This is a genomic window from Treponema sp. OMZ 838 (assembly GCF_000775995.1).
Lineage (GTDB): Bacteria > Spirochaetota > Spirochaetia > Treponematales > Treponemataceae > Treponema.
Genome location: NZ_CP009227.1, coordinates 2,079,489 through 2,104,411, shown reverse-complemented (window position 1 = coordinate 2,104,411; position 24,923 = coordinate 2,079,489). Strand labels below are relative to the sequence as shown.

Annotated in this window: 22 protein-coding genes; 12 read left to right on the top strand and 10 right to left on the bottom strand. The window is 45.2% G+C overall.

Going from position 1 to position 24,923, the window contains the following annotated elements:
* The first annotated feature begins 5 nt into the window (after positions 1–5).
* The 5 genes from QI63_RS09600 to QI63_RS13340 all read left to right on the top strand — a co-directional run bounded on the left by QI63_RS09600 (position 6) and on the right by QI63_RS13340 (position 4,262).
* Positions 6–905 carry a DUF4349 domain-containing protein gene (locus QI63_RS09600; protein ID WP_044015883.1) on the top strand — a complete coding sequence of 300 codons (900 nt, stop codon included), beginning with the start codon at positions 6–8 and terminating at the stop codon, positions 903–905.
* A gap of 283 nt (positions 906–1,188) precedes the next feature.
* Positions 1,189–1,827 (top strand): sister chromatid cohesion protein PDS5, encoded by a 639-nt coding sequence (locus tag QI63_RS09595; protein ID WP_044015881.1) that lies wholly within the window; start codon positions 1,189–1,191, stop codon positions 1,825–1,827.
* Complete coding sequence (locus QI63_RS09590) at positions 1,811–2,275, top strand: hypothetical protein (protein ID WP_044015879.1); 465 nt, start codon at positions 1,811–1,813, stop codon at positions 2,273–2,275. Before QI63_RS09595 ends, QI63_RS09590 begins: the two co-directional genes overlap by 17 nt.
* A 32-nt stretch (positions 2,276–2,307) precedes the next feature.
* Positions 2,308–3,342, top strand: coding sequence for a S66 family peptidase (locus QI63_RS09585; protein WP_044015877.1), 1,035 nt, complete (start codon positions 2,308–2,310; stop codon positions 3,340–3,342).
* A gap of 68 nt (positions 3,343–3,410) precedes the next feature.
* Entirely contained in the window at positions 3,411–4,262 is an 852-nt protein-coding gene (locus QI63_RS13340; RefSeq protein ID WP_235619683.1) for a hypothetical protein, read from the top strand.
* A 413-nt stretch (positions 4,263–4,675) separates the two neighbouring features.
* Here the strand turns inward: QI63_RS13340 and ppdK are convergent, their stop codons facing one another.
* Positions 4,676–7,438 (bottom strand): pyruvate, phosphate dikinase, encoded by a 2,763-nt coding sequence (gene ppdK, locus QI63_RS09570; RefSeq protein WP_044015874.1) that lies wholly within the window; start codon positions 7,436–7,438, stop codon positions 4,676–4,678.
* A 204-nt stretch (positions 7,439–7,642) separates the two neighbouring features.
* On the opposite strand from ppdK, the gene QI63_RS09565 reads away from it, so the two are divergent.
* Positions 7,643–9,307 (top strand): Na/Pi cotransporter family protein, encoded by a 1,665-nt coding sequence (locus tag QI63_RS09565; protein ID WP_044017291.1) that lies wholly within the window; start codon positions 7,643–7,645, stop codon positions 9,305–9,307.
* A 55-nt stretch (positions 9,308–9,362) separates the two neighbouring features.
* Complete coding sequence (locus tag QI63_RS09560) at positions 9,363–10,787, top strand: AMP-binding protein (RefSeq protein ID WP_044015872.1); 1,425 nt, start codon at positions 9,363–9,365, stop codon at positions 10,785–10,787.
* Between the two features lie 110 nt (positions 10,788–10,897).
* On the opposite strand, the gene QI63_RS09555 is transcribed toward QI63_RS09560, so the two are convergent.
* Positions 10,898–11,572, bottom strand: a complete 675-nt coding sequence (locus QI63_RS09555; protein ID WP_044015870.1) for a hypothetical protein — start codon at positions 11,570–11,572, stop codon at positions 10,898–10,900.
* Between the two features lie 220 nt (positions 11,573–11,792).
* Between QI63_RS09555 and metG the strand changes: the two genes are divergently transcribed.
* The 4 genes from metG (at position 11,793) to QI63_RS09535 (ending at position 15,084) form a co-directional block, all read left to right on the top strand.
* Positions 11,793–12,143, top strand: coding sequence for a methionine--tRNA ligase subunit beta (gene metG / locus QI63_RS09550; protein ID WP_016523396.1), 351 nt, complete (start codon positions 11,793–11,795; stop codon positions 12,141–12,143).
* A 57-nt stretch (positions 12,144–12,200) separates the two neighbouring features.
* Positions 12,201–13,430 (top strand): FprA family A-type flavoprotein, encoded by a 1,230-nt coding sequence (locus QI63_RS09545; protein WP_044015867.1) that lies wholly within the window; start codon positions 12,201–12,203, stop codon positions 13,428–13,430.
* 36 nt (positions 13,431–13,466) lie between these two features.
* Positions 13,467–14,060 (top strand): CYTH domain-containing protein, encoded by a 594-nt coding sequence (locus QI63_RS09540; RefSeq protein WP_044015865.1) that lies wholly within the window; start codon positions 13,467–13,469, stop codon positions 14,058–14,060.
* 61 nt (positions 14,061–14,121) lie between these two features.
* Positions 14,122–15,084 carry an alpha/beta hydrolase family protein gene (locus tag QI63_RS09535; RefSeq protein ID WP_081984434.1) on the top strand — a complete coding sequence of 321 codons (963 nt, stop codon included), beginning with the start codon at positions 14,122–14,124 and terminating at the stop codon, positions 15,082–15,084.
* Between the two features lie 57 nt (positions 15,085–15,141).
* On the opposite strand, the gene radC is transcribed toward QI63_RS09535, so the two are convergent.
* The 8 genes from radC to QI63_RS09495 form a co-directional block, all read right to left on the bottom strand.
* The gene (radC, locus tag QI63_RS09530) at positions 15,142–15,810 is read right to left on the bottom strand and encodes a RadC family protein (RefSeq protein WP_044017289.1); all 669 of its coding nucleotides are present in this window, start codon (positions 15,808–15,810) and stop codon (positions 15,142–15,144) included.
* A gap of 239 nt (positions 15,811–16,049) precedes the next feature.
* Positions 16,050–18,044, bottom strand: a complete 1,995-nt coding sequence (locus QI63_RS09525; protein WP_044015861.1) for a tetratricopeptide repeat protein — start codon at positions 18,042–18,044, stop codon at positions 16,050–16,052.
* A gap of 10 nt (positions 18,045–18,054) precedes the next feature.
* Positions 18,055–18,825 carry a hemolysin family protein gene (locus QI63_RS09520; RefSeq protein ID WP_044015859.1) on the bottom strand — a complete coding sequence of 257 codons (771 nt, stop codon included), beginning with the start codon at positions 18,823–18,825 and terminating at the stop codon, positions 18,055–18,057.
* 2 nt (positions 18,826–18,827) lie between these two features.
* Complete coding sequence (gene ybeY / locus QI63_RS09515) at positions 18,828–19,289, bottom strand: rRNA maturation RNase YbeY (protein ID WP_044015857.1); 462 nt, start codon at positions 19,287–19,289, stop codon at positions 18,828–18,830.
* Between the two features lies 1 nt (position 19,290).
* Positions 19,291–21,813: an HD family phosphohydrolase gene (locus QI63_RS09510; RefSeq protein ID WP_044015855.1), complete on the bottom strand. Its 2,523-nt coding sequence runs from the start codon at positions 21,811–21,813 to the stop codon at positions 19,291–19,293.
* A gap of 54 nt (positions 21,814–21,867) precedes the next feature.
* The gene (locus QI63_RS09505) at positions 21,868–22,806 is read right to left on the bottom strand and encodes a PhoH family protein (RefSeq protein ID WP_044015852.1); all 939 of its coding nucleotides are present in this window, start codon (positions 22,804–22,806) and stop codon (positions 21,868–21,870) included.
* A 54-nt stretch (positions 22,807–22,860) separates the two neighbouring features.
* Positions 22,861–23,349 (bottom strand): ferritin, encoded by a 489-nt coding sequence (locus tag QI63_RS09500; RefSeq protein WP_144389683.1) that lies wholly within the window; start codon positions 23,347–23,349, stop codon positions 22,861–22,863.
* Between the two features lie 122 nt (positions 23,350–23,471).
* Positions 23,472–24,293 (bottom strand): cytidylate kinase-like family protein, encoded by an 822-nt coding sequence (locus QI63_RS09495; protein ID WP_044015849.1) that lies wholly within the window; start codon positions 24,291–24,293, stop codon positions 23,472–23,474.
* Between the two features lie 63 nt (positions 24,294–24,356).
* On the opposite strand from QI63_RS09495, the gene QI63_RS09490 reads away from it, so the two are divergent.
* A complete protein-coding gene (locus tag QI63_RS09490; RefSeq protein ID WP_044017285.1) occupies positions 24,357–24,923 on the top strand; it encodes an NUDIX hydrolase in 567 nt (188 codons plus the stop codon).

Below are 24,923 nucleotides of genomic sequence, written 5' to 3'. Positions count from 1 at the left end.
ATTATATGAATCGTCATTGTATTTTTCTATCTTTTTTTATTATCTTTTCAGGAACGGTTGTCTTCAGTTCATGTGCTAAAAAAAGCGCTTCTGTTTCAAATAGACAGGTATATGCCGAGGCTGAACATCCCGCAGGAGCGGTAAAAAATGCGGCATACGCAAAAGATGCAACCACTACTGATGTAGATACCGCCGATATGCAGCGTCCCTTAGACGACACAGAGACTGCAAATACCGCTGCAATGCTCGAACGGCAGCTGATAAAAGAAGGCTCGATCAATTTTGAAACGCACGATATAGCGGAAACCCGTCAGCACATCGAATCGCTCGTACAAAAATACGGCGCATATATCAGTCAAGAAGATGAGCGCGCAAGCTCTTCGCGAATATATCAGAATATGACGGTCAGAATACCTAAGGCTCATTTTGATGTATTCGTAACGGAGCTTTCCGGCGGCGTTAAAAAAATTGATGAAAAATCCATTACCGTACAGGATGTAACGGAAGAGTTTATCGATAGTACCGCACGCCTTGCCGTCAAAAAAGAAACGGAACAAGGATACCTGCGGCTGCTCAACCAAGCAAAAACAATAAAAGATATCCTCGATATTCAAAATGAGCTACAGGATATACGGTCGGATATAGAATCGATAGAAGGCAGACTGCGGTATCTGAAAAATTCCGTTAATTTCAGTACGCTGCATATCAGCATGTACCAACAGATAGAAGTCGCATCGGAAACCGGTTCACTTTTTATGCCGGTATGGGATGCAATAAAAGGCGGAGTACAGGCCTTTGCCGCAGTCTGTATCGCACTGCTGTACGGCTGGGTATTTATCGCGTTGGGAATAGCCGCAATGCTCATCATACTGCGTCTGAGGAAACGGCGGCGGAAGGCAGGATAAACGCATCAGGCCGTTTTTTTAACAACCCCGCGGAAAAATTGAGACTATTCGACCAGAGTTGAACCTCTTTGCGGTTCAAATGGTCTCACAGTCTCAATTTTTCCGCGATTTTTATCTACTTTACCTTATACGTTTACCCATTTACTGGGAAAATGTGCGAAATTTTAAGCAAAATTTCGCACAGAAGGAAGGCAACCGCTAAAAATATTTTTAATGCGGTTGCCCTGCATCGGAAGGATAAGGCTGAGAAAGCACAATAGAAAATTTTATGTGAATAGGTACAATGACAGACAAAGCGATACTGAAAGAATTAAGCGTAATCACAAAAGACAAGGTGCATTGGAACACAGCGATTGATGATGTCGCAGCAAAACTCGGCGAACAGTATTCAGCGGATGTACAAGCAAAAGCGTTGTGGCTTCTCGGTGAAATGGGATTACAGTATCCGTTATCGGTGCAGCCGTATATTGAACAAATTGCGGGCTATTTAAAAGACGGTAATCCGAAACTGCGGGAGCGCTCGGTAAACGCATTGGGACGAATAGGCAGGGCAAACAAGGATTTGATTCTTCCTTATTTTGACACAATGATGAATATGCGCTCCGACACAGCAGGAGCGGTACGGCTTGCGTTTGTGTGGGCTTGTGAAAATATCGCAACGAATGCACCGGAACTTTTTTGCGACACATTGGATTTGTTCTATGAGTTGATATCGGATAAGGGAGAGCGCGTACGAATTGAGGCGCCTGAAATGTTTCGGGTAATGGGAAAACGGCTGCCGCATTCTGTAGAACTGTACTTGGAAAAACTGGAATGGTTTGCACAACATGATCCGCATCCTGTTGTTCGTATTCACAGCAGCGGTGCAATTCGCATAACGAAAAAAGCATTGGAGGAAAGTAAACATGCCGCAGATGAGTAAAGGCGGAAAATATATTTTCGGCTGGTCTGAGATACGGGAAGATGGAGCGCTCATTTTTCCGACACCGGCAGTGGAAGAATATAAATTACACCAAGAGCAATATATTTACATCGTTTCCGGCAGTAAGCAGACGGGCGGATTTTGTGTGATGAGCGAGCCTCTGCTTTCTCGCTCAACACTCAATCACATCTTAAAAGAAAACCCTCGTTTGGCGGATAAGACACTAAAAGAGGGTGAGTTGATTTCATATAAGGGAAGAAAATACGGCTGGCTTACCTTGAAAGATAACGGAGTTCATATTTCGCCATCTTTGATGCAAACATTGGATATTAAGACCGGAGACAAATTGTTGGCAATCCGAAGCAGCGATATTGCTTTTACTATGGGTGCAAAGGGGTCATTGATACAAAAAGCGTGTGCATACAAAGGGGTAATAGAAGTTTTTTGATATCTGTATATGGTGATAATAGGAGAAAAAACATGACAGTAAAAAAGATAGCGATTATCAGTCTTTCACGGGGTTTGCTCGGCGAGCCGTTTATTAAGCACGAGGAAGAATTGGGCTTTAGGCGTTTACGCTCGTATGGGATAGAAGTTGTTACTACTGCGAATGCCTGTAAAGGAATTAATTTTCTTCAAAGTCATCCCGAAGCACGTGCACAGGATTTATTGGATGCTTTTTCCAATCCGTCTATTGATATGATTCTGTGTGCAATCGGCGGAGAGGACACATACAAGCTGCTGCCGTATTTATTTGAACACGGTGAATTACGGAAGGCGGTACAGCATAGCAAAAAGATTTTCCTCGGATTCTCCGATACGACGATGAATCATTTTATGCTGCATAACGTAGGCGTAAACACTTTTTACGGTCAGTCGTTTGTGGCGGATATCTGCGAACTTGAAGATGAAATGCTGCCATATTCAAAAAAGTATTTTGAAGAATTGATTACAACCGGCACAATAAAAGAAATCCGCCCGAGCGATATGTGGTATGGCGAGCGTACCGAATTTGATGAATCACAGATCGGTGTAAAAAGAATGCGGCACCGGAACAATGGATTTGAATTATTACAAGGGGAGTCCGTATTCTCCGGTAAAATACTCGGAGGCTGTATTGAAACAATGTATGATATGTTTGACAACACCCGCCATAGTGACAGCCCTGCTCTGTGCCGCCGGTATAATCTCTTTCCCTCACTTGATGATTGGAAGGGTAAAATACTGCTTTTGGAATCAAGTGAAAATCGTACCAAACCTGAACTCTATCAAAAGATGCTGCAAGCATTAAACACTACCGGCATTTTTGAAGTCATAAACGGCATCCTTGTCGGAAAACCGATTGACGAATCGTATTACGAAGACTATAAAAACCTTTTAATCAGCGAAATCAATAAGCCGAATTTGCCGATTGTGTACAACGTCAATATCGGACACGCAGCACCGCGGTGCATTATCCCGCTTGGCGTTGAAGCGACAGTTGATGCGGATGAACAGGTTATACGGTTTGCGTAATTCGCATCATCTATCTCAAATTATGGTGCCGTCGATAATTAATGACTTACACTATTGAAAATGAGCGTATGAAATTAATCCAAAAAGCTTTTTTATATAAACTTGAAGCGGAAATACGCAACGGAAAATTAATATACACACAAAAGAGGTTGCTTTCAAAAATTTCAAAGGAATGCAACCTCTATGATTTTGATGATGAAGTATATGAATCGGTATATAAAGATTGGCACATTGGAATTATTGCTGCTATGCTTTTTCTCTTGGCAGGATTTATCATAATAGACATCTATGTTAATTCAAACACAATCGATAATCTCTTGTTTTATTTTATCCCTGCCGTAATTCTGACTATTCTCTTTTTTGTTACGATGAGAAAAACAGTTTATATCAATTCAAGAGCCGGTATATTTGAATTTCTCTATACTGAAGAAGCCCTCTATTTTCTCAGCGAACTGATAAGTGAATATGATACATTGTATAAAAAATATAATATAAAAGAGTTTACCGGAAAATATTTTTCCGAACAATTAGAAGAGATAAAAAATGCAGTCGATTTAAAAAGTATGTCTAAAAAAGAAATAAAAGAAATTATTAATACTCATGCAGAACAGTTATTAGATTGTTTTTGTCCGCTATGCAATAAAAGAAAAGGTATAAATGCATTAACCATAAATACCGCCTTCAGTATATTGATTTTGACGTTCCGCCATACGAACATTGAAATCGGCTGCAAAGAGTGTTTAAAAGAAAAAGTAAAAAAAGCAAATATCATGTCTTTATGCTGCGGAATCTGGAGCCTTCCATTCGGCATTCCCGTAACGCTGTTTGCAATTTTTAAAAATATACATTCTTTGAAATATCTAAACATGGATATACCGACAAAGACATTAAAAAAATATGTATTAAAAGCGATAAAATAGCGAATTATACCATTTTCCGTATTGCTACACCAACAATAGTTATTGCAACTACGAGGAAAAGGACACTTGTCACAACGACCATACTAGTAAACTTTTTTGCAGCTCCAGTTAATTCCAACTCAGGAGAGTTAAGGACGACCGTCCATCCGGTAGTCTGCATGGTAGAGTATGCAGCCGTATTTTTTCCGTTTTGTTTTTTTCAGCCTCATATCCGTCACCATTTTGATTTTCGGTATATATTGTTCTATATCTTCCCATAATAATTACCTTGCTCGTATAACTAGATCCGGCTCTATTTCTACAATATCGATATATTATAATGTCCGGTATCAAACTATAAAGTAAAAAGGCTGCCCAAAAACTCATATTTTCGGACAGCCTTCCGGTCGCAAGTTATATCAACTAACGATTATTTACTTTTTTTTCGTTGCGGTTTTGGCAGATTTTGCCGTTTTAGCTGTCTTTGCAGTTTTTGCCGTTTTTTTAGCTCCGGCCTTTTTATCCTCTATTGCAGCCTGTGCAGCAGCAAGGCGGGCAATCGGAACACGGAAGGGGGATGCCGAAACATACGACATACCGGCGCGGCAGCAGAACTTGACGGATTCCAAATCACCGCCGTGTTCACCGCAGATACCGACCTTTAATTCGGGGCGGGTCGAACGGCCTTTTGCAATACCTTCTTTTACGAGCAACCCGACACCGGCTTGATCCAAAGACTGGAACGGATCGGCAGGGAATACTCCCGCTTTTTGCTCATCGACATACTCAGGCAAGAACTTTGCAGCATCGTCGCGGCTGATACCAAGCGTCATCTGCGTTAAGTCGTTGGTTCCGAATGAGAAGAACTCTGCCCGTTCTGCAATCTTATCAGCCAACAAAGCGGCGCGCGGAGTTTCGATCATTGTACCGACCAAGTATTTAATCTTTGCCTCGTGCTTTTTCAGAATTGCATCGGCAACGCTGCGAACTCTCGATTCCAGAATCGCAAATTCTTTAGGATCGATGGTAAGCGGAATCATAATTTCCGGCAGTACCGTAATACCTTTTTTATGTACATTGCATGCCGCAGTAATAATAGCGGTTACCTGCATTTCGAGGATTTCGGGATAGGTAATTGCCAAACGGCAGCCGCGGTGTCCGAGCATCGGGTTTGCTTCATGGAGCTGTTCTACCCGTTCCTTTACACTTGCAAAGCTGATATTGAGCGCTTCGGCCAATTTCTGCTGACCTTCTTTATCGTGCGGTACAAATTCGTGCAGCGGCGGATCGATTAAGCGAATTGTAACACCCTTTCCGTCCATAGCTTTAAAGATACCTTCAAAGTCTTTCGTCTGAATCGGGAGCAGCTTCGCCAAGGCCTTTTTGCGTCCTTCGGTGCTGTCCGCAACAATCATCTCACGAATTGCAAGAATGCGTTTTTCATCATTAAAGAACATGTGTTCGGTGCGGCACAAACCGATACCTTCAGCGCCGTGCTCAATTGCAACTTTTGCATCCTCAGGCTGATCGGCATTCGTGCGTACTTTGATAGTGCGGATTTCATCAACCCACTTCATCAAGGTCTTATATGATTCGGGCTGTTTTGCCTGTACCAATTTTAATTCACCGATATATACATCGCCTTTTGTTCCGTCAAGGGTGATAAAATCCCCTTCTTTCAGAACTTTACCGTCATAGCTGCATTCGCCTTTTTCGTAATCGATCACGAGTTTTTCGCATCCGACGATACAGCATTTACCCCAACCGCGGGCGACAACAGCTGCGTGGCTTGTCTTTCCGCCGGTCGCAGTCAAAATACCCTGTGCAGCGTGCATACCGCCGACATCTTCGGGGCTGGTTTCCTTACGCACCAGAATTGCTTTTTCTTTATTTGCAGCGAGAGCCTCTGCCTTAGCTGCGGAGAAACAGATTTTTCCTGCGGCAGCACCCGGAACTGCGGCAATTCCGCTGACGAATAGCGCGGATTTTAAGTTTGGCTGCTTATAGTCGATGGCAGGATAGAAAATACCTTCAATATCGCTTGCCTTAATACGCATGATAGCTTCTTCTTTTGTAATGAGCTTTTCATTTACCATATCGACAGCCATTCTAAACGCAGCGGCGGGAGAGCGCTTACCGGTACGGCACTGGAGCATATAGAGCGTACCTTCTTCTACGGTGAACTCCATATCCTGCATATCTTTATAATGTTCTTCCAAAAGAGCGCGGACTTTGCAGAGCTGATCATACGCTTTTTTATCTTCTTTTTCAAACTCGGAGAGTTTAATCGGTGTACGGATACCTGCAACAACGTCTTCACCCTGTGCATTAAAGAGGTAATCACCGTAAAATATGTTTTCGCCGCTGTTGGGATCACGCGTAAAGCAAACGCCGGTACCGGAGGTATTCCCCTTGTTCCCGAATACCATTTGCATAACGTTGACTGCAGTACCCTTAATTCCGACGAGATTTTCTACGCGGCGGTAGGTAACGGCTTTTTCGGCCATCCAAGAATTGAATACCGCTCCGATAGCGCCCCAAAGCTGTTCGATCGGATCCTGCGGGAAGTCTTTTTTAATCTCTTTCTTATACAGTGCCTTAAATTTCGTGATAACTTCTGCGAGCTCGTCTTCATTTACATCGGTATCACCGACTTTTTTGCTCGCTGCAATATTCAAGCGTCCGCGGGTATGCTTTTCTTTTACCTCATCAAAAAGGTCATCAAACTTAATACGGTCAATGCCCATTGCCGTTGAGCCGTACATCATAATAAAGCGGCGGTATGCATCCAATGCAAAACGGCGGTTTGAAGTCTTTTTTGCCAAACCTTCGACTGATTTATCGGTTAAACCGAGGTTCAAAATCGTTTCCATCATACCGGGCATCGAAACGGGAGCACCTGAACGGACGGAAACCAAAAGCGGATCATTGGGATCACCAAGCTTCTTACCGGCACTTTTTTCAAGCTTCTGCAAGTTTTCTTTTACAGACTGCTCCAAGCCGGCAGGATATTTTTTATTATTTGAATAATACAATTGACAAACTTCAGTGGTAATTGTAAAACCAGCGGGAACAGGTAACTTTGCACGAGTCATTTCGGCTAAGCCGGCACCTTTACCGCCCAGCAGCTGCTTCATTTCGCCGTTGCCTTCAGCTTTGCCGTTCCCGAAGAAATAGACATATTTTTCTTCTGCCATGATTTCCTTCCTTTTAAATAAAGTAGATAAAAATAGATTAGATACCTATCGTATGAATAATGCAATTATTGTATAATGTACGATAGTTTATGTCAACGGTTCGATCAGAGGCTCGAGCAGAGCTGCGGGCAACATCATCAAACCGGTTTGATAAAAACCGTGGATATCATTGCAAAATACATGACCTTTTGCTATGCTGTCGGCATGAAAATAGTTGTAATATTGCTGCAAGCATTGGGGAGCCTCGGATTCATTCTGTACGGCATGAAATTGATGAGCGAAGGTATTCAAAAAAGTGCCGGAGGGAGTCTTCACCGAATCCTCAATATGATGACCGGTAATCGAGTTCTTGCTGTAATCACCGGTTTTGCAGTTACTGCTATTGTCCAATCATCAGGCGCAACCACGGTTATGACCGTTTCCTTTGTCAATGCAGGACTCCTTTCACTAACACAAGCAATCGGCGTCATCTTCGGCGCTAATATCGGTACTACGGTTACCGCATGGATTGTTGCACTGATCGGCTTTCAACTTAAACTCGCCGAAATTGCGATACCGGCATTCGGCATCGGCTTTTTTCTTACCTTCTTCAAAAAGTTCCGTAAGGAAAGTTTGGGCGAAGGTATTATGGGCTTCGGACTCCTTTTCACAGGACTCGGAATCCTCTCTTCGCTTATGCCGGATCTTTCCGCCGACAACCTTTCATTCTTATCATTTGCAGCGGATGGCAGTATCTACAGCATTATAGTCGGTTTTATCGCAGGCTTTCTTTTAACGGTCATTTTGCACTCTTCGTCGGCAACCACTGCTATTATTTTGACCATGGCATACGGCAAAGTAATCGGTATGGAATTTGCGGCGGCAAGCGTACTCGGCAGTAACGTCGGTTCAACAATCGATGCTGTTATCGCGGCAATCGGCAGCAAACTCAACGCACGCAGAACCGCTACGGTACACGTCCTTTTTAATGTCTGCGGGGCACTGTTATTCTTAATCTTTTTTAAGCCCTCACTTGTATTACTATACCGATTAACCCCCGACGGCGGAAAACTTGCAGACATCACTATTCGTCTTGCACTCTTCCACTCGTTATTCAATATCATCAATACGTTGATTGCACTTCCGTTTGTTTCGTACATTGCACGATTCGTAGAATGGCTTGTAAAAGACAAAGGAGACGAATCGCCTGAACGGTATCAGCTGGTTATGCCGAACGAAACGGCGATTAAAGAAAATATTGAAGCGTACATTCTGCAAGCTGAGCGGGAAATCAGCATGATGTCTATGGTTGTGCGCAGGATGTTCGATACAATCCGCCCTCTGTTGGAGGACGAACACAAAGGCTCCGTTGAAGCCGTTATCGAACAGCTCGTACAGCAAGAGGACTATGCAGACCAAATGCAGGAAGAGTTATCCCGTTTCTTGATTGCAACATCCCGTCTATCCCTCAGCACTAAAGCGGAACATAACGTACGGCTGATGCTGACTATTGTCGATAACCTCGAAAACATGACCGATCATATCTATGAATTGGGTCTGCATATCGAAAAAAGCAAGAAGAAGAAGCTCGATATTCCGAAAGAGGATATGGATAAGCTCTTGCCCTATCTCGGCGTCGTCAATCAATTTATTCACTTTGTACACGATCACTTAAATAAACCGCTGGCACAGGATCAACTCGCGCTTGCCGATGAAATGGAACAAACAATCGATGCAATGCGCAGTAATCTGAAAAAGCTCGCACGGAACCGTCTGGAAGAAGGCGGTAATGTTAAGGCAGAGCTTTTGTATATCGATATGGTACGGACAATTGAAAAGGTCGGAGACTGCGCGTTCAGTATTTCCGAAACACTCAGCAAAACGATGTAACAGTTTACCGGCAAGGTACTCCAATACAGTTATCCTATGGGTAATGAGGTGAAATATGGAACTATTGAGATATGCCGAAAAAGATCCGCATCGGGTATTGGCGATAACCGATAGCGGCGAAACATTGCATTACAGCGAAATCAATACGGCTGCAGCTGCGTTTCCAAAAGAGGCCGCGCATCAACTGGTATTCCTACTCTGTAGAAATTCACCCGGGACGCTGCTCGGCTACCTCGGTTGCTTAAAAGCAGGAGCTGTACCGCTCCTGTTGGACGCACATATTGCACCGGATCTTTTGCACCATTTAATTCAAACCTACCATCCCGCCTTTTATTATATCCCGCAAGACTTACCGGAAGAGACAAAAAAAATACTTCCGATGAATAAGCCCGTTGCAGCGATAGCAGACAGTGTACTACTCCGTTCGGATAAAAAAGGGCCGGAGCTTTTTCAAGATTTAGCGCTGCTCCTCACTACATCGGGAAGTACCGGCAGCCCCAAGCTCGTACGTCTGACATACCGTAATATCTGTGAAAACGCACGGTCAATTGCAGAATACCTGCACATTACCGACAAAGAACGTCCGGTAACCATGCTGCCGATGAGCTATTCATACGGAATGTCCATTATTAACAGCCATGTTCTTATGGGTGCAACCGTCATATTGACCGGGCACGATATCTTAACCGCTGCGTTCTGGGAACGGGTTAAGCAAGAGAACGTCAGTTCGCTTGTGGGAATCCCCTATACCTATCAAATGTTCTCCCGTCTACGGCTGACCCAAATGGAGCTGCCGGCGCTCAAAACACTGACGCAGGCGGGAGGTAAACTGCCATACGAGCTGCATCAAAAATTCGGTGAATGGAGCCTGAACACCGGACGGCGCTTTTTTGTGATGTATGGACAAACCGAAGCCGCACCGCGCATGGCATATCTGCCGCCTGATAAGACAATGGAAAAATGCGGTAGTATGGGTATTGCAATCCCCGGCGGTAAACTAAAGTTGATCGACGAAATCGGTGCGGAAATCACTGCGTCCGATACTGTCGGTGAATTGGTGTACCGCGGGCCAAATGTTTCGATGGGCTATGCGGAATGCGCTGCCGATTTAGCGAAAGGCGACGAGTGGCAGGGAACGCTCCATACCGGAGATATGGCAAAACGGGATTCAGACGGTTATTTTTTTATCGTCGGAAGGAAAAAGCGGTTCATCAAGGTATTCGGTAATCGGGTTAATTTAGACGATACCGAACGGCTGCTGTCTGCCGCCTTTGCCGATGCCGAATTCGCTTGTATCGGACAAGACGACCTTCTCTGCGTTTATACAACGCTTAAAACCGAAGAACAGCATCGTGCAGTATCGGAATACCTCGCCCAAACGACACGGCTCCCTGCAAAGGTCTTCCACATCTTTTTTATTGAGGCTATCCCTAAGAATCCCGCGGGTAAAACGCTGTATTCGCAGCTGGAGATAATATGAAAAAGATTCTTTTCTTTCTAGTTTTATTTGTTATAGTACTTGCAGGATGCGGGAAAAAACAGCTGCCTGCCTGAACGGTAAGCAGCCGCAAGATTGTTAAGCGTATTTTTTTAAAGGGCTTTCATTTCTGTTGCTGTAGGACTAGCAACCTTCTTTAGTTCATACATCTCTACACCATTCAGTGAGATTGTCATCGTTTCACCGCTAATTTTATAGTCAGCCTCAAGACCGCCTGTAAGCGGACATTTAATTTTTCCGCCTTTTGCAGTATAGGAACCTGACAGCATAGGAACCTTTACAAGAGATCCCAGTGCATTAGAGGCGACAATCATGTTTCCGTCCGCACCAAAGCAATAATACGTAGTGGGGGCGGCTTTATTTTGCCAAACAGAATCGTCGGCAACACCGGTAACAAACAAGGCTTTCATCTCTGCTACTGTAGGGCTAGAAACCTTCTTTAATTCATGCATCGTTACACCATACATTGATATCGTCATCGTTTCGCCGCTAATTTTATAGTCAGCCTCAAGATGGCTGGTTATCGGAGCTTTAATTTTTCCGTTTTTTGCAGTATAGCTACCTGATAATGTAGAAACCTTTGTAAGCGTACCACCGTACTTATAAGCGGTAATCATTTGTCCATCCGCACAAAAACAATAATACGTAGTGGGGTCGGCTTTATTTTGCCAAACAGTATCAGCCTGTATCTTTCCACCGCAGCTGGTAACAAACAGGGCGCTCCCGACAAGCACGGTGAGTGCTACAAGTAATGAAAGTTTTTTCATCTTTCGTTCCTTTACATAATGCAATAATGCATTACGTTTTTGAAAATACGTCCGCCATACGGCGAACGTAAGTTACACATTGTGCATAACTTCTCTTCTATATTACCCCCCCCCCCCCCTAAACGTCAAGCACAAATATTAAAAAAATGAAAAAAAAGTCCGATGCAATTACACTCTCCTCGGCTTGCAGTTTTCGGCTCTTTCTCATATACTAAGCAGCATGAGTGAAAACACAACTGAAATAATTACCTATGATGATTTTGCAAAACTGCAGCTGAAAACCGGCAAGGTTTTGGAATGTGTAAAAGCTGAAAATGCGGAAAAACTCTACATTTTACAGGTAGACCTCGGCGAAGAAAAGCCGCGCCAAATCGTTTCGAGCTTAGTAGACTACTACACTGCCGAAGAATTGGTCGGCAAAGAGATTATCGTGCTTGCAAACCTCAAGCCTGCTAAAATGCGCGGGCATATTTCCGAAGGTATGCTGCTCTGCGCGGAATCCGAAGATTCATCGATCTGCGTTCTGCTAAAACCCGAAACGCCGGTACCCGCCGGTACCAATATCACTTGATGCTCACCGAGCCTCAATTCAAATGAGAGTTTTTCCTTAGACGTTATGGAGGGCACTATGAAAGCGCAAGAAATAAGTACAGGCATATATTGTATCCATGCGGATATTTGTGCACGCACGAGCCGTTTTGAAGGTTTGTGGATGCTTCCTCAAGGAGTAAGCATCAATTCATATATTGTAAAAGGCGAAAAGACCGCATTGATCGACATTGTTCGTGATTGGGACGGCTCGTTAAAAAGCTATACGGAACAACTGGAATCCATCGGGCTTTCGTTCAAGGACATCGATTACCTTATTCTGAATCACCTGGAACCCGACCATTGCGATCTGATTGAATATGTCCATTCCTGTAATCCGCAGGCGGAAGTTATCAGTACGTCAAAGGGGCTGGCGATAGTCGAAAAGTTTTTTAAGGTACAGGGAAACCTCCGTGCGGTTAAGACGGGAGATAGTCTTGACCTTGGCGGCGGAAAAGTTCTCCAATTTTACGAAACACCGAATGTACACTGGCCTGAAACAATGATGACCTATGAGCCTGCCACTAAAATCCTCTTTTCCTGCGATGCATTCGGCTCGTACGGCGCTATCGGCGAAAAGATCTTTGACGATCAGCATTCGGAGGAAGAACTGAAGTTTTACGAATCCGAAGCGCTGCGCTATTATTCGAATATCGTCGCAAGTTTCAGTACATTCGTCTTAAAGGCGTTGGACAAACTTGCAGCGCTGGATATCAAATGTATTGCGCCGAGTCACGGTCTTATTTGGCGTTCCCATCCCGATCGTATTTTTTCCCTTTACAAACGGTTTGCAGGTTACAACACCGGCGGCGAATGCGAAAAAGAAATCTGTATTATTTGGGGTTCCATGTACGGATATACCAAACAAGGGCTCGATGCCGTCATCAAAGGAATTGAAGCCGAACAAGTCCCCTACACCATCCACGACATACCCGACACGGACGTATCCTACATACTTGGTAATGCGTACAAGGCGGCAGGCTTGGTGCTTGCGATGCCTACCTATGAATACAAGATGTTCCCGCCGATGGCGTATGTATTGGATTTATTTGAACGCAAGCACATTACCGATAAAACGGTACTGCGTATCGGAAACTGGGGATGGTCGGGCGGCGCAAAGAAAGAATACGAGCAAAAAATAGCCGCTCTGAAATGGAACCAGCTGGAGCAATATGAATGGCAGGGCAAGCTGCTCGACGCAGATATTCGGCTGCTTGAAGAACGAGGCGCCGAACTTGCTCGTGCGGTTAAAACAGGTACTCAAGCGTAACGTCAGCCCGCTTTCCATATTGGCACAGATGAGCGTATGCACGAAATCGAATTAAAAGCGCATCTTGAGCATCCTGAAAAAACCGAGGCGCTGTTATCCCGTATCGCAGATTTTTCACTCCGCTGCACCAAGACCGACCGGTACTGGACACTCGGAGAAAAAACGGTACGGGTACGGCGGGAACTGATTAGGGACAAAGAAACGGTTTTCGTAACGCATAAGCAGAAACACTATACCGATACGATAGAAACCAACCGCGAACTCGAATTTGAGCTTGCAGCTGTGTCCGTACCGGTATTTACCGAAATGCTCGAAAGCCTCGGTATGACCTGTACCACAAAGAAACAAAAGGAGACAAAAGTTTTTGTTCCACACTCAAACTTGTTTTCTGCAGACATACTTGAAGATACTCGATCGGTGTCGGCGGAGCTATCCTTCATACATCCGATCGGGTATTTTTTAGAAATCGAGGTTCTCTACCCCGATGAAGGTTCCGATACTGCCGCTTACGAACGGCATATCCGTAATGCACAGATTATTTTCGATACGCTGCTTGATGCTTTAGCAGTTCCGCAATCGGCTATCGAAATACGCCCGTACGATAAGCTGCTGGCTCTTCAGATGTTATGAAAACATATAAAACAATATTTTTTTACCGCGTATATTTTTCTTTTTTGTCTTACTGCTTCCGATGAACGGAAGAGCTGTGCTGTATGCACAAACCGGTGACGCACAGCTCGAATATGAAGTTGCCGTATTAAACCCTGAGTCCTTCAAAAAATATAACCGCATCTATAACTATGAACTCAATCATGCTTTTTCAGCGCCTGAATTAACCGATGAAGGTGTTTTAGATACTCCGCTCACGGTTTTTTATCCGGTACTTGAGGGAACCTACCCACTCGTTATTATCAGCCATGGCTGGCATGTTTCAAAAAAGCCGAATGCAAGCCTTGCCCGTTATCTTGCTTCTCAAGGATATGTCGCAGCGATTCTGTCGGCAAAAGAGAAAAGTTACCCCGAAGAGTTTATCGCTGCATTTAAATCGGCATATACACTTTTAAAAACGGCAAACGAAAATACCGAAAGCTGTTTATTTAAGCGGATGGATATGCAAAAAATAGCAATAATCGGTCACTCTATGGGAGGAACAGCGGCGCTGCACTTTTCAAAATCAATCCCCGATATCGGTGCCGTGATTGCATTGAATCCGTATAACGGAGCATCTTCTTTGGTAGAACGAGTCGGAGGCAAAAATGAGGTTCTCGGTACCGATCTAACAGCTCTGCACATTCCCGTTCTTATTATTACCGGCAACAAGGATAATGTTGCATATCCCGAAAAAACCTTTAAATTTTACGAACACTGCAATACATCTGCGCCCACGGCTTTTTTTGCCGTTAAGAACGGTGTTCATAGCAGCGGACTCGATAGCAAAGGCAATATGCTTTCAGGTTGGTTCGATATCGAACTTTATATGCGCTACAGACTGTTAATACTCGGATGGCTCGATCTGTTTTTAAAGCAGAAAATATCAGAAGCTTCTATGCCCTACTTATACCCTGCTGCGTTTGAAGCAATAAAAGGCTGGTTTTATTCCGGTAACACAAAATGTTATCCTGCTTACGCCTTCCGCAACTTTTTGCGCCGGTAAGAGTACCGCTGCAAAAAGCAGCCCCGCATCTGCTTGTGTAGTACCTACACCGCTTCCTTATATGAGCGGGAAGCCAGCTTCGATAAAGCTCATGTACTCGCCGTTCGGCGACAGAATGATGTGATCCAACACCTCAATTCCTAAGAGCCGTCCGGCCTCACAGAGTCGCTTTGTCAAGTTTAAATCCTCAGCAGAAGGCGTTAAAGCACCTGACGGATGGTTGTGGGCAAGAATAACTGCGGCAGCTCTGTCTGCAAGCGAATCGGCAAATACCTCACGAGGATGCACGAGCGTATGGGTCAGCGTCCCAACCGAAACCACACGGATTGCCAAAATTTCGTGCGCCCCGTTCAGCGATACACAGATAAACTGCTCTTGCTTACGCACCGAATAATGCCGTAAGAATGGAACAATATCACTCGGATGCCGGACTTTCTCACCTCCGACACCGTAATATCTCCTGCCAAGCTCAAACGCTGCAAGTATCGTCGATAACTTCGCAGCTCCTATCCCGTTAATAGTCTTTAACGCCGCTTCGATACTTTCCGTTTTACGTGTATCGATATGTCGGATAATCTCTTCGGCAAGTTTTGTTACCGGCTTATTCACAATACCGGTGTGTAAAAGAACTGCAAGCAAATCAACATCGCTCAGCTGTTCCGCTCCATGCGCCAAAAGGCGCTCCCGTATATCCGGTTTTTCCCGTACATTTGAATGTATAGTCATACCCGATATATAGCGCACGAGTAATCATTTTGGCAAGGAAAATAAGAAAAATACGTTGAGAATTAATTTGTGCGCAGCAACGAAGTAAATGCGCCGGATATTTTTGAACCAGCGCCTTTTGAAAATAGACGGCGTAGATACGAGGCGCGAGCACAAATTAACCGCAGGCGTATCTTTGATACGTTGAGGATTAATTTGTGCGCAGCAACGAAGTAGATATGCCGTATATTTTCAAAAGGTTAGCGGATGCTTCGTAAGAGCGACAACAGCTGCGACATCTGCTGCCCGCGCGGATCGGTGCCGTCGACGGTTTTTTCGGCTTTCCCGCCGGTCTTTGCCGGATCGGTGTAAATAAGCACCGCCATATCGCCTTTCGTCATTCTATCGTAGTACCCCTTCCGCGTAAGTGTTCCTTCAGTAAGATCTTCCGAAATACGCCCTATCGTGAATGTACCGAGTACATCTTTTTCATTGTACAAGAGTCCGATGCCTTCATTCGCAATCGTGAGCGTTCCCTTTTTGACGATTTCGATAGTATAATCGGTAAAATCGCAGTCGCCCGAACCGATATCGATAACCGCTTCCGCTTGGGAGCGCCCGGCAATACTGCCGATAACCGGCATTGCTTGATTAAATAGACCGATGATACGGCGGACTGCGTTACCGAACCGATCATTACCCGACCGGTACACCGTTAAGGTTTCCGCTTTTGAACCGGTACGTCCGACATAAAGGTCGAGCGTAATCTGTATATCCCGCTCGTTTTCCTGCAAATTGATGATACCGAAATAATCGTTTCCGGCAGTGCGCGCCTGTCTGAACGCTTCCATATAAGAACTGGGGCTATCCAGATGGGCGGAAACCGCAAAACGGCGGTTGTAAGAAAGAATATCGTTTATCAGCGCTGCGGTGAGTTTTTCCGCTTCGGGGTGAAACACATTGGCTGCATTTACCTGATAAAAAAGCCCGATAGAAAGGTGAGCCTTATTCAAATACAGCGGATCGATCTTCCAGCGGTTCCGCACCGAGTGGTCGAGCATCTTGCTGTAAGCCTCTACCGTGTCATTGATTCGGGCGGTACTTTTTTCGATGGACTGAATAAATTCAAGCTGCTGTATGGCACGCTCGTAAAAGCCTTGCCGCATCAGGATATTGGCATACGCTTGCCGGCTTTCCGTGTCATACGGATACACCTTGAGAGCACGCCGGTATTCATATAAGGCTTGGTCGGTCATGTTGCGGTTTAAAAAGGCATCGCCCTTTATGCGGTGTGCGCCGGCGAGCTCCTTCCGCTGCGTATCTTCAAACTCAAAGGTTTGAACGGCGATATCCTCAAGCAGGGTACGCATCAGTTCGTTTTCGGTATCGACGGAAAGCCCGATTTGCGCGGCTTCAAATGCTTGCTTTTTTTGCGTCAGCTTCATTAAACAGAGCGCTTTTACATACCAGGCATCGGCACGCTTACGGTCGCCCGCAATGCGCAAATCGGCTACGGACATCGCCTCGCGGTAACGGCCGGAGCTATATAAAAGCGAGCAGAGCAGCGCTCGCGCCTTATCATAGTCTTCGTCTATAGTCAGCGCCGCACGGATACGTCCTTCCGCTTCGTTCAGGTTTCCTGCAAGGGCGGAAAGGTAACCGGCAAAGTAATGCACCTGCGCGTTATCCCCGTGGTATTGCAGGGCGCGGCTGATGTAACTCTCAGCCGCTTTGTTATTACCCGTTTCGTGGCTGAGCAGCGCAAGCGACAGAAGCGCTTTGCGGTTTTCGCTTTGGCGGCGGAGCGCGGCGGTGTACAGTTCCGAAGCATTGGTTAAGCGGCCGCCCGTTACCTCGATTTCTGCCATCCCGAAGCGTGCGTCAAGGTTGTTCGGGTAACGGTTCAGAATACTCGAAAAAATCTTTTGTGCGTCTTCGATACGCCCGATACCGATCAGAATAAATGCATAGAGGTTTTCGATATCGACATCCTGCGGAGAGTAGCGGCGTGCCTTTTCCGCGTAGACAATAGCTTGATCATATTCTCCCAGTGCGTAAAAACATTCGGCCAAGCCTCGATACACGGCATTATAGGCGGGATTTTCTTTTAACGCCTGTTGATAGAGTTCTATAGCGCCGTACCAGTTTTCATGGTATTGCAGCTCCTTTCCTTTCTCAAAGAGTTGAATAGGAGAAGCCAAAAGAGGCAGCGCAACGCAGAGCAGAAATACACTAAACAGACTATTTTTACGCATAAATCTTCCTTTATTGATCCTCATCTTTGACCGCAGCAATTTTCACGGTATTGATTTTATGCCCGTCCATATCTTGAACGATAAAATCAAAGTTCTTCCACCGTACTTTTTCGTAACGCACGGGAATTTTTCCAAATAAGTCAAAAACAAAACCGCCGAGCGTTTCAAACTCATCGGACGGCAGTTCCGTGTGCAGACATTCCGCTAAATCGTCCATATCGACACGGGCATCACAGAGCCAGAGTCCCTCGCCGATAGAAGAAATATCTTCCCCTTCATTATCGAATTCATCCTGGATATCACCGACAATCTCTTCGATAATATCTTCCATACAGACAATACCCGAAATACCGCCGTATTCATCAACTGCAATTGCAATATGCACGTGTCGGCGTTTAAATTCCCGTAATAGGCCGTCGATACGCTTGGATTCGGGTACAAAAAACGGCTTTCTGATAATTCTTTCCAAATCGATCGGTTCTTTTTTTGCAAATGAATTGATTAAATCCTTCACATACAGGATACCTACCACATTATCGATGGATTCATCATAGACGGGAAACCGTGAATGACCGCTCTCCGCGACACGTTTCAGCAATTCTTCCGTTTCCATATCCAACGGAATAAAATCGACATCGATGCGCGGAATCATCACTTCTTTTACTGCGGTGTCGGAAAGATCTACCACACCGCGTATCATATCTTCTTTTTCTTCATTGAGCGAATCCTGCAAAATCTCGGATACCGCCCGCTTTTTTTTCAGTTTATCAAATATCCCCATACTTATTCCTGATAGATTACCGTATTACTATATTCCTTGAGTATTTTTTCCTGTAATTGCAGCATTTCCTGCTGCGGATCGTTATCACTGTGATCCATACCGCTCAGATGCAAAATACCGTGTATCAGCAACCGTTTTAATTCTTCATTCATCGTTACATTAAAAGTTTCGGCATTTGAGCGCAAACTATCGAGGCTAATTACAATATCTCCTGCATTAAAACGCAAACTCCCGTCTTCATCATCGTATTCGTCGCCCTGCTCAAAAGAAAGTACGTCAGTCGGCGAGTCGATATGCCGGTAGGTTTTATTCAGCTCATGAATAAACGCATCTCGGCAAAACACAACGGATAAATCCCAATTCGTGTGTTCAAGCTGTGTAAGTACCGCCTCTAAAAAAGGCAAAATCTGCGCACCCCATTTCGGTTCGGGGATATCCTGCCACGTAATCGCAATAGTATTCATGTTATTCTTCCTTGTTGTTCTTCCCATCCGGCAGCCCCTGCTTTACTCCCGTAGTTTGTTCCGATGTCACGGTTGATGACTGCGTTGTTGCCAGTGGTTCTGATGCCGGTGTATCGACTGTGTTTTCAGATGCTGCTAATCCGAGGTCTATTTGCAGGTAATTTTTTACTCCCGGCGAAATTTCTTTTACCGCCGGAGTTCCCTGTTGTATCGATTTGTCATCGGCAGTCTTGTCAGCCGCAGTATCCTGGGATGCAGCTTTTTCATCGGGAATTTTGCCGCCGGCACCTTCTTTTTCATCAGGATCTTTTTGATTCGGATACTTAATACGGGAATGGTAATACCCTGCAAGCGTCGTTACAAAAGATTCTTGAATAATGCGCAATTCCCGCAGTGTTAAATCGCAGTTATCAAGCTGCCCCGATTCCATTTTACCTTTAACGAGTTTCGCAATAAACTTTTCGAGCCGCGGCACCGACGGATGGTCTAATGTCCGGCAGGCAGCTTCGCTCACGTCGGCAAGCATCACTACGGCGGCCTCTTTGGTACGCGGCGGCTGCCCCGGATACGAAAAATCCTTGGGGCTGACATTGGGGTCGAGCTCTTTCGCCTTAGCATAAAAATACTGTACCAAAGAATTACCGTGATGCTGCCCGATAATGTCGATAACTTCCCGGGGCAGCCTCATACTTTCCGCTTTTTCCACCCCGATTTTTACGTGACTGCGGATAATGGCCGCCGAAAGCCGCGGGTTTAAATCCAAGTGCTTATTATACGAAGTCTGATTTTCGACAAAGTATTCGCTGTTTGCCATCTTGCCGATGTCGTGGTAATACGCGCCGACCCGCGCCAACAGCGCGTCTGCCCCGATTTCGCGGCAGGCTGCTTCCGCCAATGTTGCAACCATCATCGTGTGGTTATAGGTACCGGAAGCCGTCAACAGCATCTGCTTCATCGTCGGAGAGTTAAGGTCGGAAAGTTCCATCAAGCGGAAGCAGGTCGGCGTATTCAGCCGGTCTTCCAAAATAGGCAGGAAGCCGAGTACAAAGATGCCGCTGATAAAGCCGTTTATGACCGAGCCGAGCAGCACAAAGACAAAGTCACTGTATGAGTCCGGAAATACCGCGCACAGTACAAAGGTAATAATCGGGTGAATGACCGCAAGTTGGCAGGCTGTTTTAATTAAATCCATCCGCCGTCCGGTTAAATTCATCAATGAGACAGCCGACAAGCCGGAGAACAGCGCAAAGAGCGCCGGTTCAAGTTTAAAACCGGTTGCCGTCAGCACAATCAGCATGATCAAAAACACTATCCGTATCGCAATCTGTGAGGAAACAAGCGTCGCTACCAGCATAGCGGTCAGTGCTGCGGGAATAAATGGAATAATATCAAGTGCCTGTACAAGGGATAGCGCCTTTGCCGTAAAGAGGACGATAAGATACACGGCAAGCGAAATCAGCAATAAAAAGATTTTTCGGCTTTCTTTTAACCGATCCCCTATTGCTTGTGCCGAAAACATAAAGATACCGATGATATAGAGGCACAGAATAAAGGCCGAAAGCCCTAAAAATTTATTGATATCAATATAATTTCCCGCATCTGCATAGGCCTGCAGCTGCCGGTAGTTTTCCGTGGTAATAATAAATCCCCGTTTAATAATCTTTTGACTTTTCTGGATGGTTACAATCACCGGCTGAACCTGTTTAAGCGCTTCCTGTACCCGCAGGTTGGTTTCTTTTTCATCGTAAATGATGGTCGGCTGCAAAAACGGCTTAATGAGCGCTGTTATGATGTTAGCATCAAATCGTGCACTCAAGGAGCGTATTGCATTTTTGATATATGCATCGAGATTCTCTTTTTTAATAACAGAACTTGTCTGAATGTTGATGTACTCGCGGTTATTTCCGCGCTGTACCAATAGCGTCATTTCCGTTTGATTAAACCCTTCGAGTCCTTTTTCGGGAAATTCGGCAATACCGACTGCCATCACTTGTTTGACGACAGCTTGCGCGGCGGATAAGATCCCTTCAAATTGCTTTACCTTTTGTAAATCTTTCAAAACCTGCGCGTCAAAAAAGCCCGGATATTCTTCCTGTATCCGCGCTTCAAAGATCGCTTCGGTATCATTGTGTAAGGCAAGCATAAAGGAAACAAACTCATCATATTTTTTGAGCGTTTCGGATACCAGCTCGGCATCCTGCCTAAAAATAGGTGTAACTGTCTGTAATCGGGCAGCTTTTCTTATCTCCGTCGCAGACTGATCCGTGTAGGAAATATCCCTGCCTGCAATAACATCGCGTTCAGCCACTCTTCCTACGGCAAATTCATCAAGGTTTAGGTAGGCAAGCCCGCCGCGGTCAAGCGTCGTAAACAGCATCGCTGCAATAACAACAAAAAAACTTACAATAAACAGAATGGAAAAAACTTTTTCCGTTCGAAAACCGTCTTTAATTTTGCAGAAAAAACCCGTGATAGACGGCAATACTACTGCTTTAATATATCCGGAATTGTTTTCGTCTTTCATTCGATGACTCCGCTATAGTCCGCAAGAGTTGGATTATCCCTTAAAAATACGGTGTTATTGTTTTTCATACGCATTAATTATCTTTTGTACCAGCGAATGACGGACTACGTCATCCGCAGAAAATTCAACGATTCCAATTCCGTCAATGGTGCGGATTAAAGAAACGGCGTGAACAAGCCCCGACTCCGATCTTCCGCGGATATCCGATTGGGATGGATCGCCGGTAATAATCAGCTTTGAACCCTCGCCCATCCGCGTCAAAAACATCTTCATTTGTTCTTTCGTGGTATTCTGTGCTTCGTCCAAAATGACAACGGCATTGTGCAGTGTCCGCCCGCGCATATAGGCAAGCGGCGCCACCTCGATGGTATTGGACTCTTCCATGCTACGCAGCACATCGGCAGGCAACAGTGTTTCCATAATATCGAAGAGCGGACGCAAATACGGGTTTATTTTCTGAACAAGGTCGCCGGGTAAAAACCCGAGGCTTTCGCCGGCTTCTACGACAGGGCGGGTTAAAATAAGCTTGCGCATCTTGTGCGACAGCAACAGTTTTAATGCAAGCGCAACTGCAATATAGGTTTTTCCTGTACCGGCGGGGCCGAGTCCGAACGTTATATCATTAGTATAGATCGAATCGATCAACGCTGCCTGTTTTCTATTTTTAGGATAAACGGATTTTATACCACGCGGAATATGAATACACTGCGGACAAAAAGCCCCCCCCTGCGGCACACTATTAGCAACGCAGGAGGCGATAAACTCGGCAGAACTTTCCGAGGTAATTTCTGGGCTTTTCAAAAGAGTGTCGATGAGTTTTTGAAACCTATTGCAAACCGCTTGGTCGGAAGTTAACACCGTTACTTCATTTCCCCGACAGATAACGGGAACACCTAAATAGGTTTCAAAAACCTGTAAATTCTCATCATTTGCGCCGCATAAGGAAGACAATACGGTCTGATCTTCCAACACGATTGTATATGAGGTATCCAAAAACACTCCTTTCCAACTTTTCACACTTGACGGCAGCGAACTCCCCGTATGGAGTTACTCCCGCTTGCCGAGTTCTCTATCCAGAATAAGCAAACCGGCATTCCCGTCGATATATTTAAAGGTATCGAGGATATCCCGGTCGTTTTCTTCTTCTTCCACCTGCTCGTTGATAAACCACTGCAGGAAAGTTTGCGTTTTGTAGTCTTTCTCCGCAAGGGCGAGTTCGTACAGACTGTTAATGGAAGCGGTTACAAACTGTTCGTGCTTGAGCACTTCCTGAATAACTTCTACCGGAGGCTTGGCATAATGCACCGGCACTTCCTTAATCGCCTTTAACACGGGCTTTGCATCGACCGAAAAGAGATAGTCGTATATCTTCATCGCATGGCCTTGCTCTTCGCCTGCCTGAACCCTCATCCACTTGGCAAAGCCTTTAAGACCTTCCGCTTCAAAATGCACTGCCATCCCAAGGTATAAATACGCCGAATAGAACTCTTTGTTGATTTGGTCGTTCAAAGCGTCTTCCAATTTCTTACTGATCATAGTGTATCTCCTTCTATCCGATGTTTAGATCAAACGACCGCCCACCGGATATAACGGAATAAGTCTACAATGAAGATAAGGGATAGTCAAGAGAACGGAAACTCCCGGAGCAACCGCATCAGCTATGGATAGGGCTTATATTCGTTAACAATGCTGATCTGTGTTGATACCGAACGTCCCTGAGCTAAGTCTTCGGCTATTTTAAGCGCTTTGTCGATACAGGCAACAGAGTCCGCAACTCCATGCAGCACAATCTGTGTATCGGACACTTCCGCATCCAAAAAATAAATCGGGAGTTCTTCCTTAAATGCAATCAAATTGACAATCCGCTGTCCCAGTAACAGTTCCGAAATACGCTTGAGCCCTTCCTGCTCTTCTTCAGGAGAAATAGCATCCTTGCATGCATGAGTAATAATACTTGCGGCAAGCGGTGCGGTAGCAAAATCGGTATTAATAACAAGGCGGTAATGGGTAGGGTCTTCCGGCTTCATGTCAAAAAAACATTTATGGAATCCTTCGCGGTTGGCATCGCTTTCTGCCATCAAAGCACGGGCTTTTTTTTCGGACCAATCGAACTCTTTCATCAACCGCGCAATCCGCACCTCATCAGAGGCTACCAGCCGTACTGCATAGCAACCGGGGATACCGCGTAATAACGCAAAACCGCCGCGGCCGATAAAGATACTATTTCCTTTCAGCGCATATCCGTACACGATTTCCCGTAAATAATCAAAATAGGCGTCGCGGTTACGGGAAAGCGATGCCCAAAAGCCGGGTTTCCGCTCGTCATAATGAGCAAGACACTCTTTTGAAACACCCCTGTCAATCAGATCTTTCTCCAAGTTTTTTTTGTCGATAAACTCGTAGCCAAGCGATTTTGCCAACTCTAAAGCCGTTTCATCGCCGTAAGAAGCTATTTGCCGTGAAATTGTGATAATTGCCATAAAGCCTCCTCTTCTATAGAATAAGGCTAAATGCTCATTATGTCAAAGGAAGGTTCTATTTTTATGCAAAAAAATCCTAGTCTTTCATGGAAACCCGTTTCTACAAAAGCAATATGCACCACACGGGTATTTACCGTCAACGAAATTACCAGTCTTTCGCCCGACAACGAAACAAAGACGTTTTCGACATTGTCCGCACCGGAATGGGTTATCGTTATTCCCCGTATCACCGATGGGAAGGGGCAGCATTATTTTTTGATGGTAAAGCAGTGGAGGCACGGTTCAGCGCACTTATCGATCGAATTTCCCGGTGGTGTAGTCGATGAAGGAGAAACGCCGGAGCAGGCAGCACGGCGCGAATTGCTGGAAGAAACGGGAAAAACAGGACGCAACTTAACGCTGCTCGGTGAAGTGTATCCCAACCCTGCAATTATGGGAAATAAAAGCCATATCTACTTTGCAGACTGTGAATCGGATACGCAGGCACAGCATTTGGATGAAGATGAGTTTTTAGAAGCCGAGGCGGTTCCCGTAGAAGAGGTATTGAACAAAATGGGAACGGGATCCTACGACCACGCGCTTATGTGCACGGCACTTTTCTTTTATCAGCGAGCTTATCCTTGCCGCTGA

Coding starts and splice junctions, on each gene's coding strand:
- QI63_RS09600 (WP_044015883.1), top strand. CDS start 6: ATGAATCGTCATTGTATTTTTCTATCTTTTTTTATTATCTTTTCAGGA.
- QI63_RS09595 (WP_044015881.1), top strand. CDS start 1,189: ATGACAGACAAAGCGATACTGAAAGAATTAAGCGTAATCACAAAAGAC.
- QI63_RS09590 (WP_044015879.1), top strand. CDS start 1,811: ATGCCGCAGATGAGTAAAGGCGGAAAATATATTTTCGGCTGGTCTGAG.
- QI63_RS09585 (WP_044015877.1), top strand. CDS start 2,308: ATGACAGTAAAAAAGATAGCGATTATCAGTCTTTCACGGGGTTTGCTC.
- QI63_RS13340 (WP_235619683.1), top strand. CDS start 3,411: ATGAAATTAATCCAAAAAGCTTTTTTATATAAACTTGAAGCGGAAATA.
- ppdK (WP_044015874.1), bottom strand. CDS start 7,438: ATGGCAGAAGAAAAATATGTCTATTTCTTCGGGAACGGCAAAGCTGAA.
- QI63_RS09565 (WP_044017291.1), top strand. CDS start 7,643: ATGAAAATAGTTGTAATATTGCTGCAAGCATTGGGGAGCCTCGGATTC.
- QI63_RS09560 (WP_044015872.1), top strand. CDS start 9,363: ATGGAACTATTGAGATATGCCGAAAAAGATCCGCATCGGGTATTGGCG.
- QI63_RS09555 (WP_044015870.1), bottom strand. CDS start 11,572: ATGAAAAAACTTTCATTACTTGTAGCACTCACCGTGCTTGTCGGGAGC.
- metG (WP_016523396.1), top strand. CDS start 11,793: ATGAGTGAAAACACAACTGAAATAATTACCTATGATGATTTTGCAAAA.
- QI63_RS09545 (WP_044015867.1), top strand. CDS start 12,201: ATGAAAGCGCAAGAAATAAGTACAGGCATATATTGTATCCATGCGGAT.
- QI63_RS09540 (WP_044015865.1), top strand. CDS start 13,467: ATGCACGAAATCGAATTAAAAGCGCATCTTGAGCATCCTGAAAAAACC.
- QI63_RS09535 (WP_081984434.1), top strand. CDS start 14,122: ATGAACGGAAGAGCTGTGCTGTATGCACAAACCGGTGACGCACAGCTC.
- radC (WP_044017289.1), bottom strand. CDS start 15,810: ATGACTATACATTCAAATGTACGGGAAAAACCGGATATACGGGAGCGC.
- QI63_RS09525 (WP_044015861.1), bottom strand. CDS start 18,044: ATGCGTAAAAATAGTCTGTTTAGTGTATTTCTGCTCTGCGTTGCGCTG.
- QI63_RS09520 (WP_044015859.1), bottom strand. CDS start 18,825: ATGGGGATATTTGATAAACTGAAAAAAAAGCGGGCGGTATCCGAGATT.
- ybeY (WP_044015857.1), bottom strand. CDS start 19,289: ATGAATACTATTGCGATTACGTGGCAGGATATCCCCGAACCGAAATGG.
- QI63_RS09510 (WP_044015855.1), bottom strand. CDS start 21,813: ATGAAAGACGAAAACAATTCCGGATATATTAAAGCAGTAGTATTGCCG.
- QI63_RS09500 (WP_144389683.1), bottom strand. CDS start 23,349: ATGATCAGTAAGAAATTGGAAGACGCTTTGAACGACCAAATCAACAAA.
- QI63_RS09495 (WP_044015849.1), bottom strand. CDS start 24,293: ATGGCAATTATCACAATTTCACGGCAAATAGCTTCTTACGGCGATGAA.
- QI63_RS09490 (WP_044017285.1), top strand. CDS start 24,357: ATGCAAAAAAATCCTAGTCTTTCATGGAAACCCGTTTCTACAAAAGCA.